This is a genomic window from Amycolatopsis sp. CA-211722 (genome assembly GCF_056828465.1).
On the sequence record NZ_CP184752.1, the window covers coordinates 2,084,358 to 2,100,272 of the forward strand.

A 15,915-nucleotide genomic window follows, 5' to 3' on the forward strand; every position below is an offset into this window, starting at 1 on the left:
ACGACATGTCGAATAGAACCAACCCCCTCCCCGAGGCCGGTGAAAATAATTAACGACCCTAGCAGGGTCCTGATCAACTCAACAAGCCTCCGAATCGCGTATCGCGCCCGCATGGCAGGGTGAGCGAGTATGGCGACCATGAACAACAACCCGGCGCCGCGGCTCCCCCCGGCGGGCCGCCGCCCACGGACGACGACGTCGGCACGGCGCGCGGCGAAACCCGGGGCGCAGTTCGACGGCTATCTCTCGCCGTCCCGGCCGCACGCGGGCGCGTACGACGAGATGTTCACCGCCGACGGCACGGTCCGCCAGCCGTACCGCGCGCTGTACGAATCGATCTCCGCGCTGACGTCGGCGGATCTCTCGTCCCGGTCGGCGGCGATCGACCGGGCCATGGTGGACCAGGGCATCACGTTCTCACTGTCCGGCCAGGAACGCCCGTTCCCGCTCGACCTGGTGCCGCGCGTGATCACCACCGCCGAATGGAGCAAACTCGAACGCGGTGTGGCGCAACGGGTCCGCGCGCTCGAAGCCTTCCTCGCCGACGTGTACGGCGACCGCCAGATCCTGCGTGACGGCGTGCTCCCGCGACGGCTGATCACCTCGTGCGAGCATTTCCAGCGCGAGGCGTTCGGGATCAACCCGCCCAACGGCGTCCGCATCCATGTGTCCGGTGTGGACCTGGTGCGCGACGAGGAGGGCACCTTCCGGGTACTGGAGGACAATCTCCGCAACCCGTCCGGCGTGTCGTACGTGATGGAGAACCGCCGCACGATGGCGCGCGTGTTCCCGGACCTGTTCGCCCAGCACCGGGTGCGCCCGGTCGGCGATTACGCCTCGCATCTGTTGCGCGCGCTGCGAGCGGCGGCCGCGGCGAACGTCGCCGACCCGATGGTCGTCGTGCTCACCCCCGGCGTGCACAACTCCGCGTACTTCGAGCATTCGCTGCTGGCCCGGCTCATGGGGGTCGAGCTGGTCGAAGGCCGCGACATGTTCTGCCGGGACAACGTCGTGTACCTGCGCACCACCGAGGGCGAGCGGCAGGTCGACGTCATCTACCGGCGGATCGACGACGAGTTCCTCGATCCGGTGCACTACCGGCCGGATTCCGTGCTCGGCGTGGCCGGGATCCTCAACGCGGCGCGCGCGGGCAACGTGGTGGTCGCGAACGCGGTGGGCAACGGCGTCGGCGACGACAAGCTCGTCTACACCTACGTGCCCGAGATGGTGAAGTACTACCTCAACGAGAAGCCGCTGCTGCCCAATGTGGACACCTTCCGGTGCTGGCTGCCGGACGAGTTCGACCACGTCATGCGGCATATGGACGAGCTGGTGATCAAACCGGTCGAAGGTTCCGGCGGCTATGGCATCGTGTTCGGCCCGGACGCGACGCAGGCGGAGCTGACCGCGCTCAAACGCAAGGTCCGGGCGAACAAACGCGGCTGGATCGCGCAGCCGGTGGTCCAGCTGTCCACCGTTCCGTCCAAAGTGGACGAAAGGCTGGCGCCGCGGCACGTCGATCTCCGCCCGTTCGCGGTCAACGACGGCAAGGAGATCTTCGTCCTGCCGGGCGGGCTGACCCGGGTCGCGCTTCCGGAGGGCAGCCTGGTCGTCAACTCGTCGCAGGGCGGCGGCTCCAAGGACACCTGGGTGCTGGCGCCGCGATCCTCGACGGCGGAGCGGGAACTGGAGCGGCCCGCACTCGGCGCACTGTCCCAAGTGGACGGTCTGGTCGCCGAACAGGGCCCGGAGCTGACCACCACCCAGCAACAGCAGCAGCAACAGGCATAGGGAGGTTGATGTGCTCGCCCGCAACGCGGAATCGCTGTACTGGATCGGCCGGTACGTCGAACGCGCCGATGACACCTCCCGGATCCTCAACGTCTCCGTGCATCAGCTGCTCGAAGACGCGAGCGTCGACCCGGACCACGCGAGCCGGCAGCTGCTCGCCGTCCTCGGCATCACGCCCGAGGGCATGGACACCCTCGACGTGTGGAAGTTGACCGAGTTGGTCGCCTACGCCAAGGACAACCCGGCGTCGATCGTCGGCTCGATCAACTCGGCCCGCGAGAACACGCGCGGCGCCCGCGAGGTCGTTTCGACCGAGTTGTGGGAATGCCTGAACGCGACGTGGAACGCGGTGCCGGACCGGCAGCGGTACGCGCGCCGAGCCGGGCCGCACGCGTTCCTCTCCTTCGTGGAGGAGCGCGCGGCGATGTTCGCCGGGCTCGCCGATTCGACGATGAGCCGCGACGACGGCTGGCTGTTCATGGTGCTCGGCCGGTCGGTGGAACGCGCGGACATGGTGGTGCGGCTGCTGCTCTCACGGGTGCAGGACAGCGCGTCGTCACCCGGCTGGATCACCGTGCTTCGCTCGGCAGGCGCGCAGGACACCTACCTGCGGACCTATCGCGGCGCGCTCGACGCCGGCCGCGTCGTGCAGTTCCTCTTGCGGGACACGCTTTTCCCGCGGTCGGTGTTCCACGCGTTGCGGCAGGCCGAGGAGTGCCTGGAGCGGCTGGACCCCGGCGTCAACTCGCGCGCCAACGAGAAGTCCGAGGCGCTGCGGCAGCTCGGCCGCGCGCGCAGCGAGCTGGAGTTCCTGCGGCCGTCGGATCTGCTGGAGGATCTGCCGAAACGGCTCGGCGCCCTGCAGACTTCGATCAAGGACATCGGCGACGCGGTTTCGGTGCAGTACTTCCATTCGTCGCCGTGGGTGGCCTGGAGCGGTGCGGAGGTTTCGCTGTGACCTGGCAGCTTCGGGTGGCCCACCGGACCGGATACCGGTACGCGACGCCGGCCACGCAGTCGTACAACGAGGCGCGGCTGACCCCGCGCTCCGACCGGCGGCAGACCACGGTCGTCAACCGGGTCGAGACGACGCCCGCGACCCGTGCCTATCGGTACACGGATTACTGGGGCACCGTCGTGACGTCGTTCGACCTTCACGCGCCGCACACGGAGTTCACCGTGCTCGCGACGTCGGTGGTCGAGACCGCCGACGAAGGCGAGCCGGTCCGTTCGGCGACGTGGAAGGACCTGCGCAGCGACACCGTCGTCGACCACCGCACCGAGTACCTGACGCCGACGCCGTACACGCCCCGCGATCCGGAGCTGACGAAGGTCGCGCGCGAACTGCGGAAGGGGCTCGAACCGGCGGAGGCCGTGCTCGCGGTCTGCGAATGGGTCAACCAGCAGCTCAAGTACCAGCCGGGGACGACCGGTGTGCACAGCACGGCGACCGACGCGTGGCGTGCGCGCGAAGGGGTTTGCCAGGACTTCGCGCATGTCACGCTGGTGATGCTGCGCGCGATCGGTGTCCCGGCGCGCTACGTCTCCGGGTACCTGCACACGAAACCGGAGGCGAAGCTCGGCGAGACGGTCGAAGGCGAAAGCCACGCCTGGGTCGACGTCTGGACCGGCGGCTGGTGGGCCTACGACCCGACGAACGCGATCCCGGTCGGGCCGCGGCACGTCTGGGTCGCGTACGGGCGGGACTACGCGGACGTACCACCGCTCAAGGGCATCTTCACCGGTGGCGGTCAGTCCACTTTGGACGTCTCGGTGCAGCTGACCCGGCTGACCTAAGCCCTGCGCCGCAGCAACAGCCAGAGCAGATAGGCACCGCCGAGGGCGGCAGCGACGACTCCCGCGGGCAGCAGCGAGGACTCCAGCAACCGCTGGCCGAGGTAGTCCGCCGCGACGACCAGCGTCGCGCCGACGAAGGCCGACGCGAGCAGGTTGGGTCCCGGCAGGCGCGTCATCCGGCGCGCCAGCTGGGGCGCCGCGAGCGCGATGAACGGGAGCGGCCCGGTCGCCGCGGTGGCGGCGGCGACCAGCGCGACCGCGACCAGCACCAAGGTCCGCCGCACCCGGCGGACGTCGACGCCGATGCCCGTGGCGGTGTCGTCGCCCATCTCCAGCATGCGCAGCGCGCGGCCGTTCGCGAAGACGATCGGGGCGAACACCGCCATCGCGACCGCCAGCGGCACGAAGTAGCTCCAGTCGCGGCCGGAGAGGTCACCGACCAGCCAGCCGACAGCCTGCGACGCGGCTTCGAGGTTCGCCTTCACCAGCAGGTACGCGTTCACCCCGGCCAGCACCGCGCTGACGGCGATCCCGAGCAGCACCAGCCGCGAACTCAGCAGGCCGTGCGGGGCGCACAACGCCATCACGACCAGCACGGTCAGCAGCCCGCCCGCCAGCGCGCCGAGCGAAACGAGGCCAGGGCCGGAGCCGATGAGCAGCAGGGTCGCGATACCGCCGGTCGCCGAACCGGTGGTGAAGCCGATGATGTCCGGGCTGCCGAGCGGATTGCGGGTGATCGTCTGGAAGACCGTCCCGGCCAGCGCCAGCGCGGCCCCGACGAGGATCGCGACCAGCACCCGCGGCAGCCGTCCCATGACCACCAGGTACTGCGCTTTCGTCCCTTGGCCTGCCAGGGTGGCGAGCACTTCGCCGGGGCTCATCTCGTAGTCGCCGGTACCGACCGAAAGCACGACGAGCGTCAGCGTCATCAGGGCCAGCGCGGCGACGACGATCACCGATCGTCTGTCCACACCGGACTCACGACGGACGAGTGCGGTCATCGGCGCACCGCCTTCAGCCTGCGGGCCACGATCACGAACGCGATGCCGCCGACGACGTCGGTCATCACGCCGACCTGGATCTCGCCCGGCGAGCCGAGCAGGCGGCCGAGGACGTCGCAGCCGAGCAGCAGCACCGGCCCGAGCAACGCCGAAATCAGCATCACCCAGCGCTCGTCCTGGCCGATCAGCGTCCGGACGACGTGCGGGATCATCAGGCCGACGAAGGCGATCGGCCCGCAGGCCGCGGTCGCCGACGCCGAAAGCAGACCGACGGCGACCATCCCGGCGACGCGGACGAGCGCCGGATTCGCGCCGAGGCCGCGGGCCGTGTCCTCGCCCAGCGCCAGCGCGTTCAGCGCGCGGGCCAGCACGATCGCGATCACCACACCCGCGACGAAGAACGGCAGCAGGACCGTCAGCTGTTCCGGGTTCCGGTTCACCAGCGAACCGACCAGCCAGAACCGCATGGCCTGCAGGTTGTGCGTGTCGACCATCTGCATGCCCTGGTTGATCCCGACGAACACCGCCTGGACGGCGACCCCGGCCAGCACCAGCCTCAGCGGGCTCGTCGCGCCGCGTGTCCCGCCGATCACCGAGACCAGCGCGGTTCCGGCGAGCGCGCCGGCGAAGGCGAACCAGACATACTCGCCGGGCGAAGTCACCGAGAACACCGTGGAGCCGAGCACGATCGCGACCGCGGCGCCGTGGTTGATACCGAGCAAGCCGGGTTCGGCGACCGGGTTGCGGGTGATCGCCTGCATGAGCGAGCCCGCCAGCGCGAGGGCCATCCCGACCAGGACGCCGAGCACCGTGCGGGGCAGGCGATCGTCGCGGACGACGACGTCGTTGTAGCTCCCGTCGTAGGCGAAGAGGGCGTGGAGGACTTCGCCGAGCGAGAGGCGGTTCGAACCGAAGCCGATCGACAGCAGGACGACCGCGGCGAGCGCTACCAGCGACCCCATCAGGACCAGCGTTCGCAGGGAAACACTGGTCCGCGGTGATCGGAGGCGCTCCGTGACCTGGACCATGGCGGTCACGATAAGGGAAGGCTAGCCTAACGCCGAACTTCGGTCCCTCGGTGAAAGAAGATCTCCATGCACCTCTCTCGACGCGGCTTTCTCGCCGGCACCGCGGCGCTCGGCGCCACCGGCCTCCTGACCGCCTGCGGCTATCAGGAAGAGACGCCCACCCAGGGAGCGGGCGCGACCTGGTCGTTCACCGACGATCGTGGCCGCAAACTGGACGGCGAGCGGCCGACGCGGATCGTCGCGCAGGTGACCGCGGCGGCGGCGCTGTGGGACCTCGGCGTGAAGTCGGTCGGGATCTTCGGCCCGTCGAAGTTCGCCGACGGCAAGCCTGATCCGCAGGCGGGCGGCGTCGACCTGAACGCGGTGACCTCGCTCGGGAACGTGTGGAACGAGTTCAACTTCGACAAGTTCGTCGCGCTGAACCCGCAACTGCTGATCAGCGTGATGTACCTGAAAGACCAGATGTGGTACGTCCCGGACACGCAGACGGAGAAGATCGACAAGGCCGCGCCGAGCGTCGGCGTCCGCCTGCAGGACATCTCGATGCCCGAAGGGATCGCGAAGTTCATCGCGCTCGCGAAGGCGCTCGGCGCCGACACCGAGACTCCGGCGATCAAGGCTGCGAAAGAGGAGTACGAGAAGGCTGACGCCGCGCTCGCCGAAGCGGCGAAGAAGGCCGCGGGGCTGAAGATCCTCCTGGTGTCCGCACAGAAGGATGCCGTCTACGTCTCGAACGCGCCGAAATTCGCGACCTCGAAGCACTACCAGAGCAAGGGGCTGGACTTCGTCACGCCGGAGGCGCCGGACGAGAGCCAGGGCGGCTACTACCAGCAGATCAGCTGGGAGAACATCGGCAAGTACCCGGCCGACGTGATCATGTACGACAACCGCGGCGGTTCGCTTTCGCTCGGCCCGGACGGGCTCGGCGGCGTGCCGACCTGGGCTCAGCTGCCCGCGGTGAAGGCCGGGAAGCTGATCCCGTGGAACAACGAGACACCGTTCTCGTACCAGCGTTTCACGCCGCAGCTGACGGAGCTGACCGCGGCACTGAACAAGTTCGCCTAGGGCCGGGCGGGGGTGCGGCCCGGGAGGGGTGTCGCCACGGCCGACGTTGCGAAAGCCACTTTCGCAACCTTCAACGTTGCGAAAGTGGCTTTCGCAACCCCCCGCCAAGCCCCAGCACCCCAACAGCAGAGGCGAGCTTCGAAAACGCCACCCGTGCCCGCGGTAGGTACACAAAGGCACCCTTGGGCCCGAAGCAGAAATCGCCACTCACGACCCGCTCAGCCCAGGAACTCCCGCAACGCCGCCGCGAGGTCGGCCGGGTTGTCCTCGGCCATGTGGTGCCCGGATTCGATCGCGAAGCCGCGGACGTCGTCGGCCCACTCGCGCCACACCGCGATCGGGTCGCCGTACAGCTCGGCCATGTCGTCGCGGCTGGACCACAGCATGAGGACGGGACAGCCGAGTTTCCGTCCGGCCGCCTTGTCGGCGTCGTCGGCTTCGCGGTCGGGCCCGAGGCCGGCGCGGTAGTCCTCCAACATCGCGTGGACCGTCTCGGGATCGTGGATCGCGCGCAGGAAATCGGCGTGGTTCTCGGCGCCCATGGCTTCGGGATCTCCGCCGTACCAGGCGTCCGGGTCGGCGTTGATCACCCGCTCGGCGGGTTTCGCGAGCTGGCCGAAGAAGAACCAGTGCCACCATTTCCGCGCGAAGTCCGCGTCGGCCCGCGCGAGCGCCTCACCGATCGGGACGCCGTCGAGGACGACCAGCTTGGTGACCGCTTCGGGGTGGTCCATGGCCAGCCGATGCGCCACGTAACTGCCGCGATCGTGGCCGGCGACGGCGAATCGCTCGTGGCCGAGATGCCGCATGACGGCGACGATGTGCCTGGCCATGGCGCGTTTCGAATGCGCCGAGTGGTCTTCGGCGGTCTCGGGTTTCGAGGACTGGCCGTAGCCGGGGAGATCCGGGCAGACGACGGTGAACACGTCCGCGAGCCGGGGCGCGACGTCGTACCAGGTGGTGTGGGTGCGGGGATGTCCGTGCAGGAGGACGAGAGGCGGCCCCGACCCGCCGTGGCGGACCCTGAGGGTCACTTCGCCGGTGTCGACGTTTTCGAGCTTGAAGCCTTCGAACATGATCCTCCCGTGTGCGCTATGAACGGGCCGTTCCTTGCAAATTTTGCAAGGAACGGCCCGTTCATTGCAGCGTGAGCCGGGAGATCAGCTGCGCGCGTGCGCGTCCAGGATGTGCGCGACCGCCTCGGTGACCCGCTGCGCGAAGTCGATGTTCAGCCACTCGTCCGGCACGTGGATGTTCGAGTCCGGCCCGCAGGCGCCGGTGACCACGAACTGCGCCTCCGGGTACTTCTCGCCGAGCAGCCCCATGAACGGGATCGAGCCGCCCATGCCGAAGCTCTTGTGCGGCTCGCCGAAGACCTCGCCGCTGACGTGGTGCAGCACCTCGTCGAGCCACGGCGCGGTTTCCGGAGCGTTCCAGCCGTTCTCGGCCTGGAAGTCGCCGAGCTCGACCGAAGCGTCGTACGGCACGTCGGTGGTGAGCACGCGGCGGACGGCCTCCATCGCGGCCTTCGCGTCGGCGGTCGGCGGCAGGCGGAAGCTCAGGGTGAGCGTGGTGCTGTCGCGCAGCACGTTGCCCGCGTCGGCGGGGAGCGGGAAGCCCTCCGCGCCGATCACCGAGAGCGTCGGCCGCCACGAGTTGTTGAGCAGCAGTTCCAGGTCGTCGTCGGACACCGTCCGGCCGACCACGGGGAAGAGCGTCTTCGCCGCGCCGGGCGCGATCTCGACGACACCGCGGGCGTCCTCGACGCGGCTCTCCGGGATGTCGACGCTCAGCTCGGCGAGCTTGATCTCGCCGGTCTCGGCGTTCTCGATCCGGTCGAGCAGGACACGCAGGACGCGGAACGAGCTCGCCACGATGCCGCTGGCCATGCCGGAGTGCTGCGCGGATTCGAGCACCTTCACGGTGACGTTGACGTGCAGCATGCCGCGCAAGCTGGTGGTCAGCCACAGGCGCTTGTAGTCGGTGCCGCCCGCGTCGAGGCAGACGACCAGCGAGACCTCGCCGAGCTTCTCCTTCAGGTGCTCGACGTAGGCGGGCAGATCCGGGCTGCCGGACTCCTCGCCGGTCTCCAGCAGCACGACCGCGCGGGAGTGCTCACCGCCTGCGGCGCGCACGGCCTCGATCGCCGTCGTCGCCGCGTAACCGGAGTAGCCGTCGTCGACCGCGCCGCGGCCGTACAGGCGTCCGTCGCGGATCACCGGCGTCCACGGGTCGAGCCCCTCGGACCAGCCACCGACCGGAGGCTGTTTGTCGAGGTGCCCGTACATGAGCACGGTGCCCTTTTCGGCCGCTTCGGACGTCGCCGGGATGTCGACGACCAGCAGCGGGCTGCGGCCTTCGAGCTCCACGACCTCGAGCGTCGCGCCGGGGATCTCCCGCGCGGCGATCCAGGAGCGGACGTGCTCGACGGCGGCGGCCAGATGCCCGGTCTTCGCCCACTCGGAGTCGAACGCCGGCGACAAGGCGGGGATGGCCACCAGGCCGGACAGGCTGGGAAGGACGTCGTTCGTCCAGTTGGAAACCACGGTTTCGCGTACGGATTTCTGCTCCACGTCCGCCATCCTGCCACGGGTGCCGGAGAGTGGGACGGATCACAGCGGCGGGCACGGATCGTCATCGATACCGCCGGACAGGACACTCGTCCGGGTCCGTCGTCCGCTGGTCGGCCCGCGGGTGAATTCCCTACTTTCGGCGGCCCCACACTCGGGCTTCCTAGCATTTTCCCTGATCAGACACCCTTTCTCAGCAACAAATCAGCATCCGCCACTGACCAAAACGGCGTCCGGCATGCCAGGATGTGCGCACGAACCGTCAACGCCGACGGTGACCCAGCGCTTCAGATCCGACGCGCTGGTCCCCGCCGGCGCAGTCACTGTGGCCGCCACAAGTGGCCGCCAGAGGCGCCGACATCAAGGAGAGCAGCGCATGCCGTCCGAACACTGGACGCACCCGGAACCTGGAGATGGTCCCGCCGCCGTAGCGGCGCAGCCTTCCCCCGAACAGGTGATCGCCGGTTTGCGAGCAACGAGCGAAGGTGGCGCTGAGCTGACTCAGCTGCTCACCCCCGAAGGCGAACGGGTCGCCTCGCCGCAATTCGACCGCTATGTCGACGACATCGACGCCGAGGCCCTCAAGGGCCTGTACCGCGACATGGTCCTGGTCCGCCGCGCGGACCGCGAGGCCAACGCGATGCAGCGCCAGGGCCAGCTCGGCATCTGGGTGCCGCTGCTCGGGCAGGAGGCCGCGCAGATCGGCTCCGGCCGCGCGTTGCGGAAGGGGGACATGGCGTTCCCCAGCTACCGCGAGCACGGTGTCGCCTACACCCGCGGCGTCGACCTCAAAGAGGTGCTCGGCATCTTCCGCTGCACCGACCACAGCGGCTGGGACTACCAGGCCCACGGCTTCCACCCGTACACCATCGTGATCGGCAACCAGGTGCTCAACGCCGCCGGTTACGCGATGGGCCAGAAGTTCGAAGGCAAGGTCGGCGACGACGACAGCGAAGCGACCATCTGTTACTTCGGTGACGGAGCGACTTCGCAGGGCGACGTGCACGAAGGCTTCGTCTGGGCCGCGGTCTACGACGCGCCGCTCGTGTTCTTCTGCCAGAACAACCAGTGGGCGATCTCGGAGCCCACCGAGCGCCAGTCGCGTCTGCCGCTGTACCAGCGCGCCCGCGGCTACGGTTTCCCCGGCATCCGCGTGGACGGCAACGACGTCCTCGCCTGCCTCGCGGTCTCCCGCTGGGCGCTGGAGGAGTGCCGTCACGGCAACGGCCCGGTGCTGATCGAGGCGTTCACCTACCGGATGGACGCGCACACCACCACCGACGACCCCACCCGCTACCGGCTCTCCGACGAGCTGGAGGAGTGGAAGCTGAAGGACCCGATCGAGCGCGTCCGGGCGTACCTCGCCCGCGGTGGCGGCGCCGACCAGGCGTTCTTCGACCAGGTGCAGGCCGATTCGGACGCGTTCGCGGCCGAGTTGCGCGACTACTGCTTCAACATGCCGGAACCACCACCGGACCGGATCTTCTCCAACGTGTACGCGGAGTCCACGCCGCTGCTGGACAAGCAGCGCGAAGAGTTCCTGTCCTACTTGGACGGTTTCGTCGGGGCGGAGGGGCACTGAAATGAGCGACCTCCAGAAACTCACCATCGGCAAGGCCCTCAACCTCGGCCTCCGTCGCGCCATGGAAGAGGACCCGAAGGTCCTGATCATGGGTGAGGACGTCGGCAAGCTCGGCGGCGTCTTCCGCATCACCGACGGCCTGCAGAAGGACTTCGGCGAGCAGCGCGTGCTGGACACGCCGCTCGCGGAATCGGGCATCATCGGCACCGCGGTCGGCCTCGCCGTCCGCGGTTTCCGCCCGGTGTGCGAAATCCAGTTCGAAGGCTTCATCTTCCCCGGCTTCGACCAGATCTCCAGCCAGGTCGCGAAGCTGCACTACCGGACGCAGGGCAAGATCAAGATGCCCATCGTGATCCGGGTGCCGTTCGGCGGCGGCATCGGCGCGGTCGAGCACCACTCGGAGTCGCCGGAGTCGCTGTTCGCGCACATCCCCGGTCTGAAGGTCGTTTCGGTTTCGAACGCCGTCGACGCCTACTGGGGCATCCAGCAGGCGATCAAATCCGACGACCCGATCCTGTTCTTCGAGCCGAAGAAGCTGTACCACTCGGGCGCGATGAAGTCCGAGGTCGACACGGAGGCCACGCCGGACCAGCTGTTCAAGTCCCGCGTGGTCCGCGAGGGCACCACGGCCACGGTCGTCGCGTACGGCCCGTCGGTGAAGGTCGCGCTCGACGCGGCGGCCGCCGCCGAAGACGAGGGCAAGTCGCTGGAGGTCATCGACCTGCGGACGCTGTCCCCGCTCGACCTGGGGCCGGTGTTCGAGTCGGTGCGCAAGACCGGGCGGCTCATCGCGCTGAGCGAGGCACCGTCGGAATCGTCGCTGACCTCGGAGATCGCCGCGCGCGTGCAGGAGGAATGCTTCTATTCGCTGGAAGCCCCCGTGCTGCGGGTGACCGGATTCGACACGCCGTACCCGCCCGCCAAGCTCGAGGAGCACTACCTCCCCGACCTGGACCGGGTGCTGCACACCGTCGACCGTTCGCTCGCCTGGTAAGGGGGAAATCGCTGAAATGCCCGAGTACAAACAATTCCCCCTCGCCGACACGGCCGAGGGGCTGACCGAGGCCGACATCATCGCCTGGCAGGTCAAGCCGGGTGACAAGGTCACGGTGAACCAGATCGTCGTCGAGGTCGAGACCGCGAAGGCCGCCGTCGAGCTGCCCATCCCGTGGGCGGGCGTCGTCACCGAACTGCTCGTCGAACCGGGCCAGACGGTCGAGGTCGGCGCGCCGATCCTCACCATCGACGTCGACCCGGACGGCAAGGCGGCCCCGGCACCCGCCGCCGCGCCCGTGGCGGAGGAGCCGGCGGAAGAGGAGATGAAGCCGCTGGTCGGCTACGGCTCCAAGGCCGTCGTCACGCAGCGTCGGGCGCGGAAGGGCGCGGCCCCCGCCGCTGCTCCGGCTCCGGTGGCTGTGGCGCCTGCTTCGAAGCCGAAGGGCGGGTACGTGCCGCTGGCGAAGCCGCCGGTGCGCAAGCTCGCCAAGGACCTCGGCGTCGACCTGCACGCGCTCACCGGCTCCGCCGACGGCGGCGTCATCACGCGTGACGACGTCCAGGCGGCCGCCAACGGTTCGGCCGCTCCGACTGCTGCGTCCACTGTGGACAGTGGCTACGACCCGGCGACCCGGGAACGCCGGGTGCCGATCAAGGGCGTCCGCAAGGCCACCGCCGCCGCGATGGTGCAGAGCGCGTACACCGCCCCGCACGTCACGGAGTTCCTGACCATCGACGTCACGCCGATGATGGAATTCCGGGAGAAGCTGAAGAAGTCGCGCGAGTTCGCCGGGGTCAAGGTCACCCCGCTGACGTTCGCGGCGAAGGCCGTCTGCCTGGCGGCCAAGCGCACTCCGGACGTCAACGCGGTGTGGGACGAGGCCGCGCAGGAGATCGTCTACAAGGACTACGTGCACCTCGGGATCGCCGCGGCCACCCCGCGCGGGCTCGTCGTGCCCAAGGTCCGTGACGCGGATTCGATGTCGCTGAAAGAACTCGCGATCGCGCTCACCGAGCTGACCGACGTCGCCCGCGAGGGCAAGACCACCCCGGCGGCCATGCTCGGCGGCACGATCACCATCACCAACGTCGGCGTCTTCGGCGTCGACACCGGGACGCCGATCATCAACCCCGGCGAGTCCGCGATCCTGTGCCTCGGCGCGATCAAGGACACCCCGTGGGTGGTCGACGGCGAGATCAAGGTGCGCAAGGTGCTCCAGCTTTCGCTGAGCTTCGACCACCGCGTGGTCGACGGGCAGCAGGGCTCGGAGTTCCTGGCCGACGTCGGCGCGCTGCTGGCCGACCCGGCGGTCGCGATCACCTACTGACGTTTCGCGCGTGAAGGCCCCCTTCCCTCGGCTCAGTCGAGGGAAGGGGGCCTTCACGCGCTTATTCGGTTGACGGAGTGAGCGCTCACTCCGCACACTGGAGGCATGACAGAGACCACCGCCCGGCGGAGAGCGCCGGGGATGAGTGCCGACGAGCGGCGCCGGATGATCGTCCAGTCCGTGCTGCCCTTGCTGGTGGAACACGGCGCCGGTGTCACGTCGAGCCAGATCGCGCGCGCCGCGGGGATCGGCGAAGGCACCGTCTTCCGCGTGTTCAAGGACAAGGACGAGCTGTTCGCCACCTGCTTCGCCGAGGCGCTGAAGCCCGACCAGGTCCTCGACGCGATCGCGGTCATCGACCTCGACCAGCCCCTCGACGACAGGCTCATCGAAGCCGCCGACGCGCTCAGCGCGCACCTCCAGCGGATGGGCGCGCTCATGGCGGTCATGCACGGCTCCGGCAAACGGCCCGAGCATCGCGGGGACAGGCGCAAGGAGTCGATGAGCGTGATGCGCGACGCCATGGCCGAACTGTTCGAACCGGAGAAAGACCGGCTCCGCCTGCCGCCGGCGCAGTCCGCGGCGCTCTTCCTGTCGCTGCTGTTCAGCGGCCGGATCCGGTTCAGCGAGACCGGAGACGAGCCCACCACGATGGAACTCGTCGACGTGTTCCTCAACGGCGCCTTGGCGGCCGCGTGATCGGCCCGCCCGGTGGAGGACTGGAACTGCTCATGGCGCGCGGCGGCAGGCGGCGCCGCCCGCCGACGACGGTGCCCGACAGCGGGCTGACCGGCCCGGTCGACATCCCGGAGCCCGAGCCCGAGGCCGTCCCGAAAGACCTGAAGTCCCGGCTTTCCCGCATGTGGGTCAACATCACCGGCACGGTCCGCGGCCTGCCGAAGGTCGCGAAGCTGACCTGGCAGGCAAGCCCGGTGCTGACCATCGTGATCACGCTGGTGACGCTGCTTTCCGGTCTCCTCCCGACAGCGACCGCGTACGTCGCGAAGCTGCTGATCGACTCCGTGGTCGCGGCGATCCAGGGGCACGGGACGAAGAGCGCGATCGTCGGCGTCGCCCTCTTCCAGTTCGGCATCCTCGTGCTCACCGCGGTTTCGCAGGCGCTGACCACCTACGGCCAATCACTGCTGCAGGAACGGATGACGCTGACCATCCGCCATCAGGTGATGGACCACGCGAGCAAGCTGCACCTTTCGTACTTCGAGGGTTCCGCGTCCTACGACATGCTGCGCCAAGCGGCGCAGGAGGCGCCGACGCGGCCGCTGTCGATGATGAACTCGGCGTTGGGCCTGATCCGCACGGTGATCACCTTCGGGAGCATGATCGCGCTGCTCGTCTCGATCAGCCCGCTGCTGGCGCTCGTCGCGCTCGTGGCACCGATCCCCGCGTTCATCTCACAGTCGAAGTACGGCGCTCGCGCGTTCTGGCTGACGCTGATGATGTCGCCGCTGAAACGACGGATGGACTACCTGAACTCACTGGTCACCACGGACACGTACGCCAAGGAGACCAAGCTCTTCGGCCTCGGCCCGTACTTCGTCGACCGGTTCCAGCGGCTCGGCCAGGTCTTCTACGACCGTCAGCGGACACTGACCCGCAAGCGCAGCGTCAGCTCGACATCGTGGGGCCTGCTCAGTACGGCCGCCGGATCCGCGATCGCGCTGTACATCGCGCTGGAGGCTGTCGGCGGCAGGCTCACCCTCGGTGACCTCGCGCTGTACACGGCCGCCGCGGCGTCGGTGCAGACGTCGGTCCAAGGCCTGTTCACCGCGTTTTCCGGGATGTACGAGAACAATCTCTACCTCGACACGCTGTACCGCTTCCTCGGGACGAAGCCGGACATCGTCGCGCCGCCGGAACCGCGGCCGCTTCCGTCCACAGTGGAGGGTCACATCCGGTTCGAAGAAGTGTCCTTCACCTATCCCGGCGCGCCGGACCCGGCGCTCGACGGCGTGAGCTTCGAAATCCGGCCGGGTGAGACGGTCGCCGTCGTCGGCCGCAACGGCGCCGGGAAGTCGACCCTGTTCAAGCTGCTGTGCCGGCTGTACGACCCGACGGGCGGGCGGATCCTGCTCGACGGGGTCGACATCCGCGAGTACGACCCGGTGGAGCTGCGGCGGCAGATCAGCGCGATGTTCCAGGACTACGTGACGTATCAAGGGACCGCCGCCGAGAACATCGGGCTCGGCGACCTGACGCACCTCGTCGACCGGGAACGGATCGAGACGTCGGCGAACCGGGCCGGCGCCGACGAGCGGATCGAGCGTCTGCCCAGCGGCTACGACACACCGCTGGGCCGCTGGTTCGACCAGGGCGTCAGCCTCTCCGGGGGCGAATGGCAGAAGATCGCGCTGGCCAGGGCGTTCCTGCGGGAAGCACCGATCCTGATCCTCGACGAGCCCACCTCCGCCCTGGACGCGCAGGCCGAGCACGACCTCTTCTCGCGGCTGCGGGAGCTTTCGGAGGGACGCACGACGCTGTACATCTCGCACCGGTTCTCCACCGTGCGGCAGGCGGAGCGGATCCTGTTGCTGGAGCACGGAAAGGTCGCCGAATACGGGACACACGACGAGCTGATGGCGGCGGAGGCGGGCTACGCCGAGCTGTTCACCCTGCAGGCGGCCGCGTACCTCGACGAGGCTTGATCGTGCGACGGATCATGGTCGTCGGCTGTAGCGGCGCCGGGGAGTCGACGTTCTCGCGACGGCTCGGCGCCTGGGTGATCGACGGAAACTACGG

At 68.8% G+C, this 15,915-nt stretch carries 13 protein-coding genes; 9 read left to right on the plus strand and 4 right to left on the minus strand.

Annotated elements, in window-relative coordinates; all coding sequences use genetic code 11:
* The first annotated feature begins 129 nt into the window (after positions 1–129).
* The 3 genes from ACOCEP_RS10315 to ACOCEP_RS10325 are packed head-to-tail and all read left to right on the plus strand — an operon-like array spanning position 130 to position 3,588.
* Positions 130–1,791, plus strand: coding sequence for a circularly permuted type 2 ATP-grasp protein (locus ACOCEP_RS10315; protein ID WP_482337043.1), 1,662 nt, complete (start codon positions 130–132; stop codon positions 1,789–1,791).
* A gap of 10 nt (positions 1,792–1,801) precedes the next feature.
* Positions 1,802–2,749: an alpha-E domain-containing protein gene (locus ACOCEP_RS10320; RefSeq protein ID WP_378366479.1), complete on the plus strand. Its 948-nt coding sequence runs from the start codon at positions 1,802–1,804 to the stop codon at positions 2,747–2,749.
* Positions 2,746–3,588, plus strand: coding sequence for a transglutaminase family protein (locus tag ACOCEP_RS10325; RefSeq protein WP_482337044.1), 843 nt, complete (start codon positions 2,746–2,748; stop codon positions 3,586–3,588). The genes ACOCEP_RS10320 and ACOCEP_RS10325 overlap by 4 nt, the downstream gene beginning before the upstream one ends.
* Here the strand turns inward: ACOCEP_RS10325 and ACOCEP_RS10330 are convergent.
* Both ACOCEP_RS10330 and ACOCEP_RS10335 read right to left on the minus strand, forming a co-directional pair.
* The gene (locus ACOCEP_RS10330) at positions 3,585–4,589 is read right to left on the minus strand and encodes a FecCD family ABC transporter permease (protein WP_482337045.1); all 1,005 of its coding nucleotides are present in this window, start codon (positions 4,587–4,589) and stop codon (positions 3,585–3,587) included. The two genes, ACOCEP_RS10325 and ACOCEP_RS10330, sit on opposite strands and share 4 nt — an antisense overlap.
* Complete coding sequence (locus ACOCEP_RS10335; protein ID WP_482339672.1) at positions 4,586–5,569, minus strand: FecCD family ABC transporter permease; 984 nt, start codon at positions 5,567–5,569, stop codon at positions 4,586–4,588. The genes ACOCEP_RS10330 and ACOCEP_RS10335 overlap by 4 nt, the downstream gene beginning before the upstream one ends.
* Before the next feature lie 114 nt (positions 5,570–5,683).
* On the opposite strand from ACOCEP_RS10335, the gene ACOCEP_RS10340 reads away from it, so the two are divergent.
* Complete coding sequence (locus ACOCEP_RS10340) at positions 5,684–6,682, plus strand: ABC transporter substrate-binding protein (protein WP_482337046.1); 999 nt, start codon at positions 5,684–5,686, stop codon at positions 6,680–6,682.
* Positions 6,683–6,900: 218 nt separating this feature from the next.
* Here ACOCEP_RS10340 and ACOCEP_RS10345 read toward each other — a convergent pair whose 3' ends face one another.
* On the minus strand, positions 6,901–7,758 hold the full coding sequence (locus ACOCEP_RS10345; protein ID WP_482337047.1) for an alpha/beta fold hydrolase: 858 nt from the start codon (positions 7,756–7,758) through the stop codon (positions 6,901–6,903).
* Positions 7,759–7,842: 84 nt separating this feature from the next.
* Complete coding sequence (locus ACOCEP_RS10350; RefSeq protein WP_482337048.1) at positions 7,843–9,255, minus strand: M20/M25/M40 family metallo-hydrolase; 1,413 nt, start codon at positions 9,253–9,255, stop codon at positions 7,843–7,845.
* 373 nt (positions 9,256–9,628) lie between these two features.
* Here ACOCEP_RS10350 and pdhA point away from each other — a divergent pair, with 373 nt between their 5' ends.
* From pdhA to ACOCEP_RS10375, 5 genes are all read left to right on the plus strand, one after another.
* Entirely contained in the window at positions 9,629–10,834 is a 1,206-nt protein-coding gene (gene pdhA / locus ACOCEP_RS10355) for a pyruvate dehydrogenase (acetyl-transferring) E1 component subunit alpha (RefSeq protein ID WP_482337049.1), read from the plus strand.
* Between the two features lies 1 nt (position 10,835).
* The gene (locus ACOCEP_RS10360; RefSeq protein ID WP_482337050.1) at positions 10,836–11,828 is read left to right on the plus strand and encodes an alpha-ketoacid dehydrogenase subunit beta; all 993 of its coding nucleotides are present in this window, start codon (positions 10,836–10,838) and stop codon (positions 11,826–11,828) included.
* A 16-nt stretch (positions 11,829–11,844) separates the two neighbouring features.
* On the plus strand, positions 11,845–13,158 hold the full coding sequence (locus tag ACOCEP_RS10365) for a dihydrolipoamide acetyltransferase family protein (RefSeq protein ID WP_482337051.1): 1,314 nt from the start codon (positions 11,845–11,847) through the stop codon (positions 13,156–13,158).
* A 141-nt stretch (positions 13,159–13,299) separates the two neighbouring features.
* Positions 13,300–13,857 (plus strand): TetR/AcrR family transcriptional regulator, encoded by a 558-nt coding sequence (locus tag ACOCEP_RS10370; RefSeq protein ID WP_482339673.1) that lies wholly within the window; start codon positions 13,300–13,302, stop codon positions 13,855–13,857.
* 20 nt (positions 13,858–13,877) lie between these two features.
* Positions 13,878–15,821 carry an ABC transporter ATP-binding protein gene (locus ACOCEP_RS10375; protein ID WP_482339674.1) on the plus strand — a complete coding sequence of 648 codons (1,944 nt, stop codon included), beginning with the start codon at positions 13,878–13,880 and terminating at the stop codon, positions 15,819–15,821.
* Positions 15,822–15,915 lie beyond the last annotated feature (94 nt).

Excerpts from the sequence above, each read along its gene's own strand:
- ACOCEP_RS10360 (WP_482337050.1), top strand. The coding sequence starts at position 10,836 with ATGAGCGACCTCCAGAAACTCACCATCGGCAAGGCCCTCAACCTCGGC.
- ACOCEP_RS10315 (WP_482337043.1), top strand. The coding sequence starts at position 130 with ATGGCGACCATGAACAACAACCCGGCGCCGCGGCTCCCCCCGGCGGGC.
- pdhA (WP_482337049.1), top strand. The coding sequence starts at position 9,629 with ATGCCGTCCGAACACTGGACGCACCCGGAACCTGGAGATGGTCCCGCC.
- ACOCEP_RS10340 (WP_482337046.1), top strand. The coding sequence starts at position 5,684 with ATGCACCTCTCTCGACGCGGCTTTCTCGCCGGCACCGCGGCGCTCGGC.
- ACOCEP_RS10345 (WP_482337047.1), bottom strand. The coding sequence starts at position 7,758 with ATGTTCGAAGGCTTCAAGCTCGAAAACGTCGACACCGGCGAAGTGACC.
- ACOCEP_RS10370 (WP_482339673.1), top strand. The coding sequence starts at position 13,300 with ATGAGTGCCGACGAGCGGCGCCGGATGATCGTCCAGTCCGTGCTGCCC.
- ACOCEP_RS10330 (WP_482337045.1), bottom strand. The coding sequence starts at position 4,589 with ATGACCGCACTCGTCCGTCGTGAGTCCGGTGTGGACAGACGATCGGTG.
- ACOCEP_RS10365 (WP_482337051.1), top strand. The coding sequence starts at position 11,845 with ATGCCCGAGTACAAACAATTCCCCCTCGCCGACACGGCCGAGGGGCTG.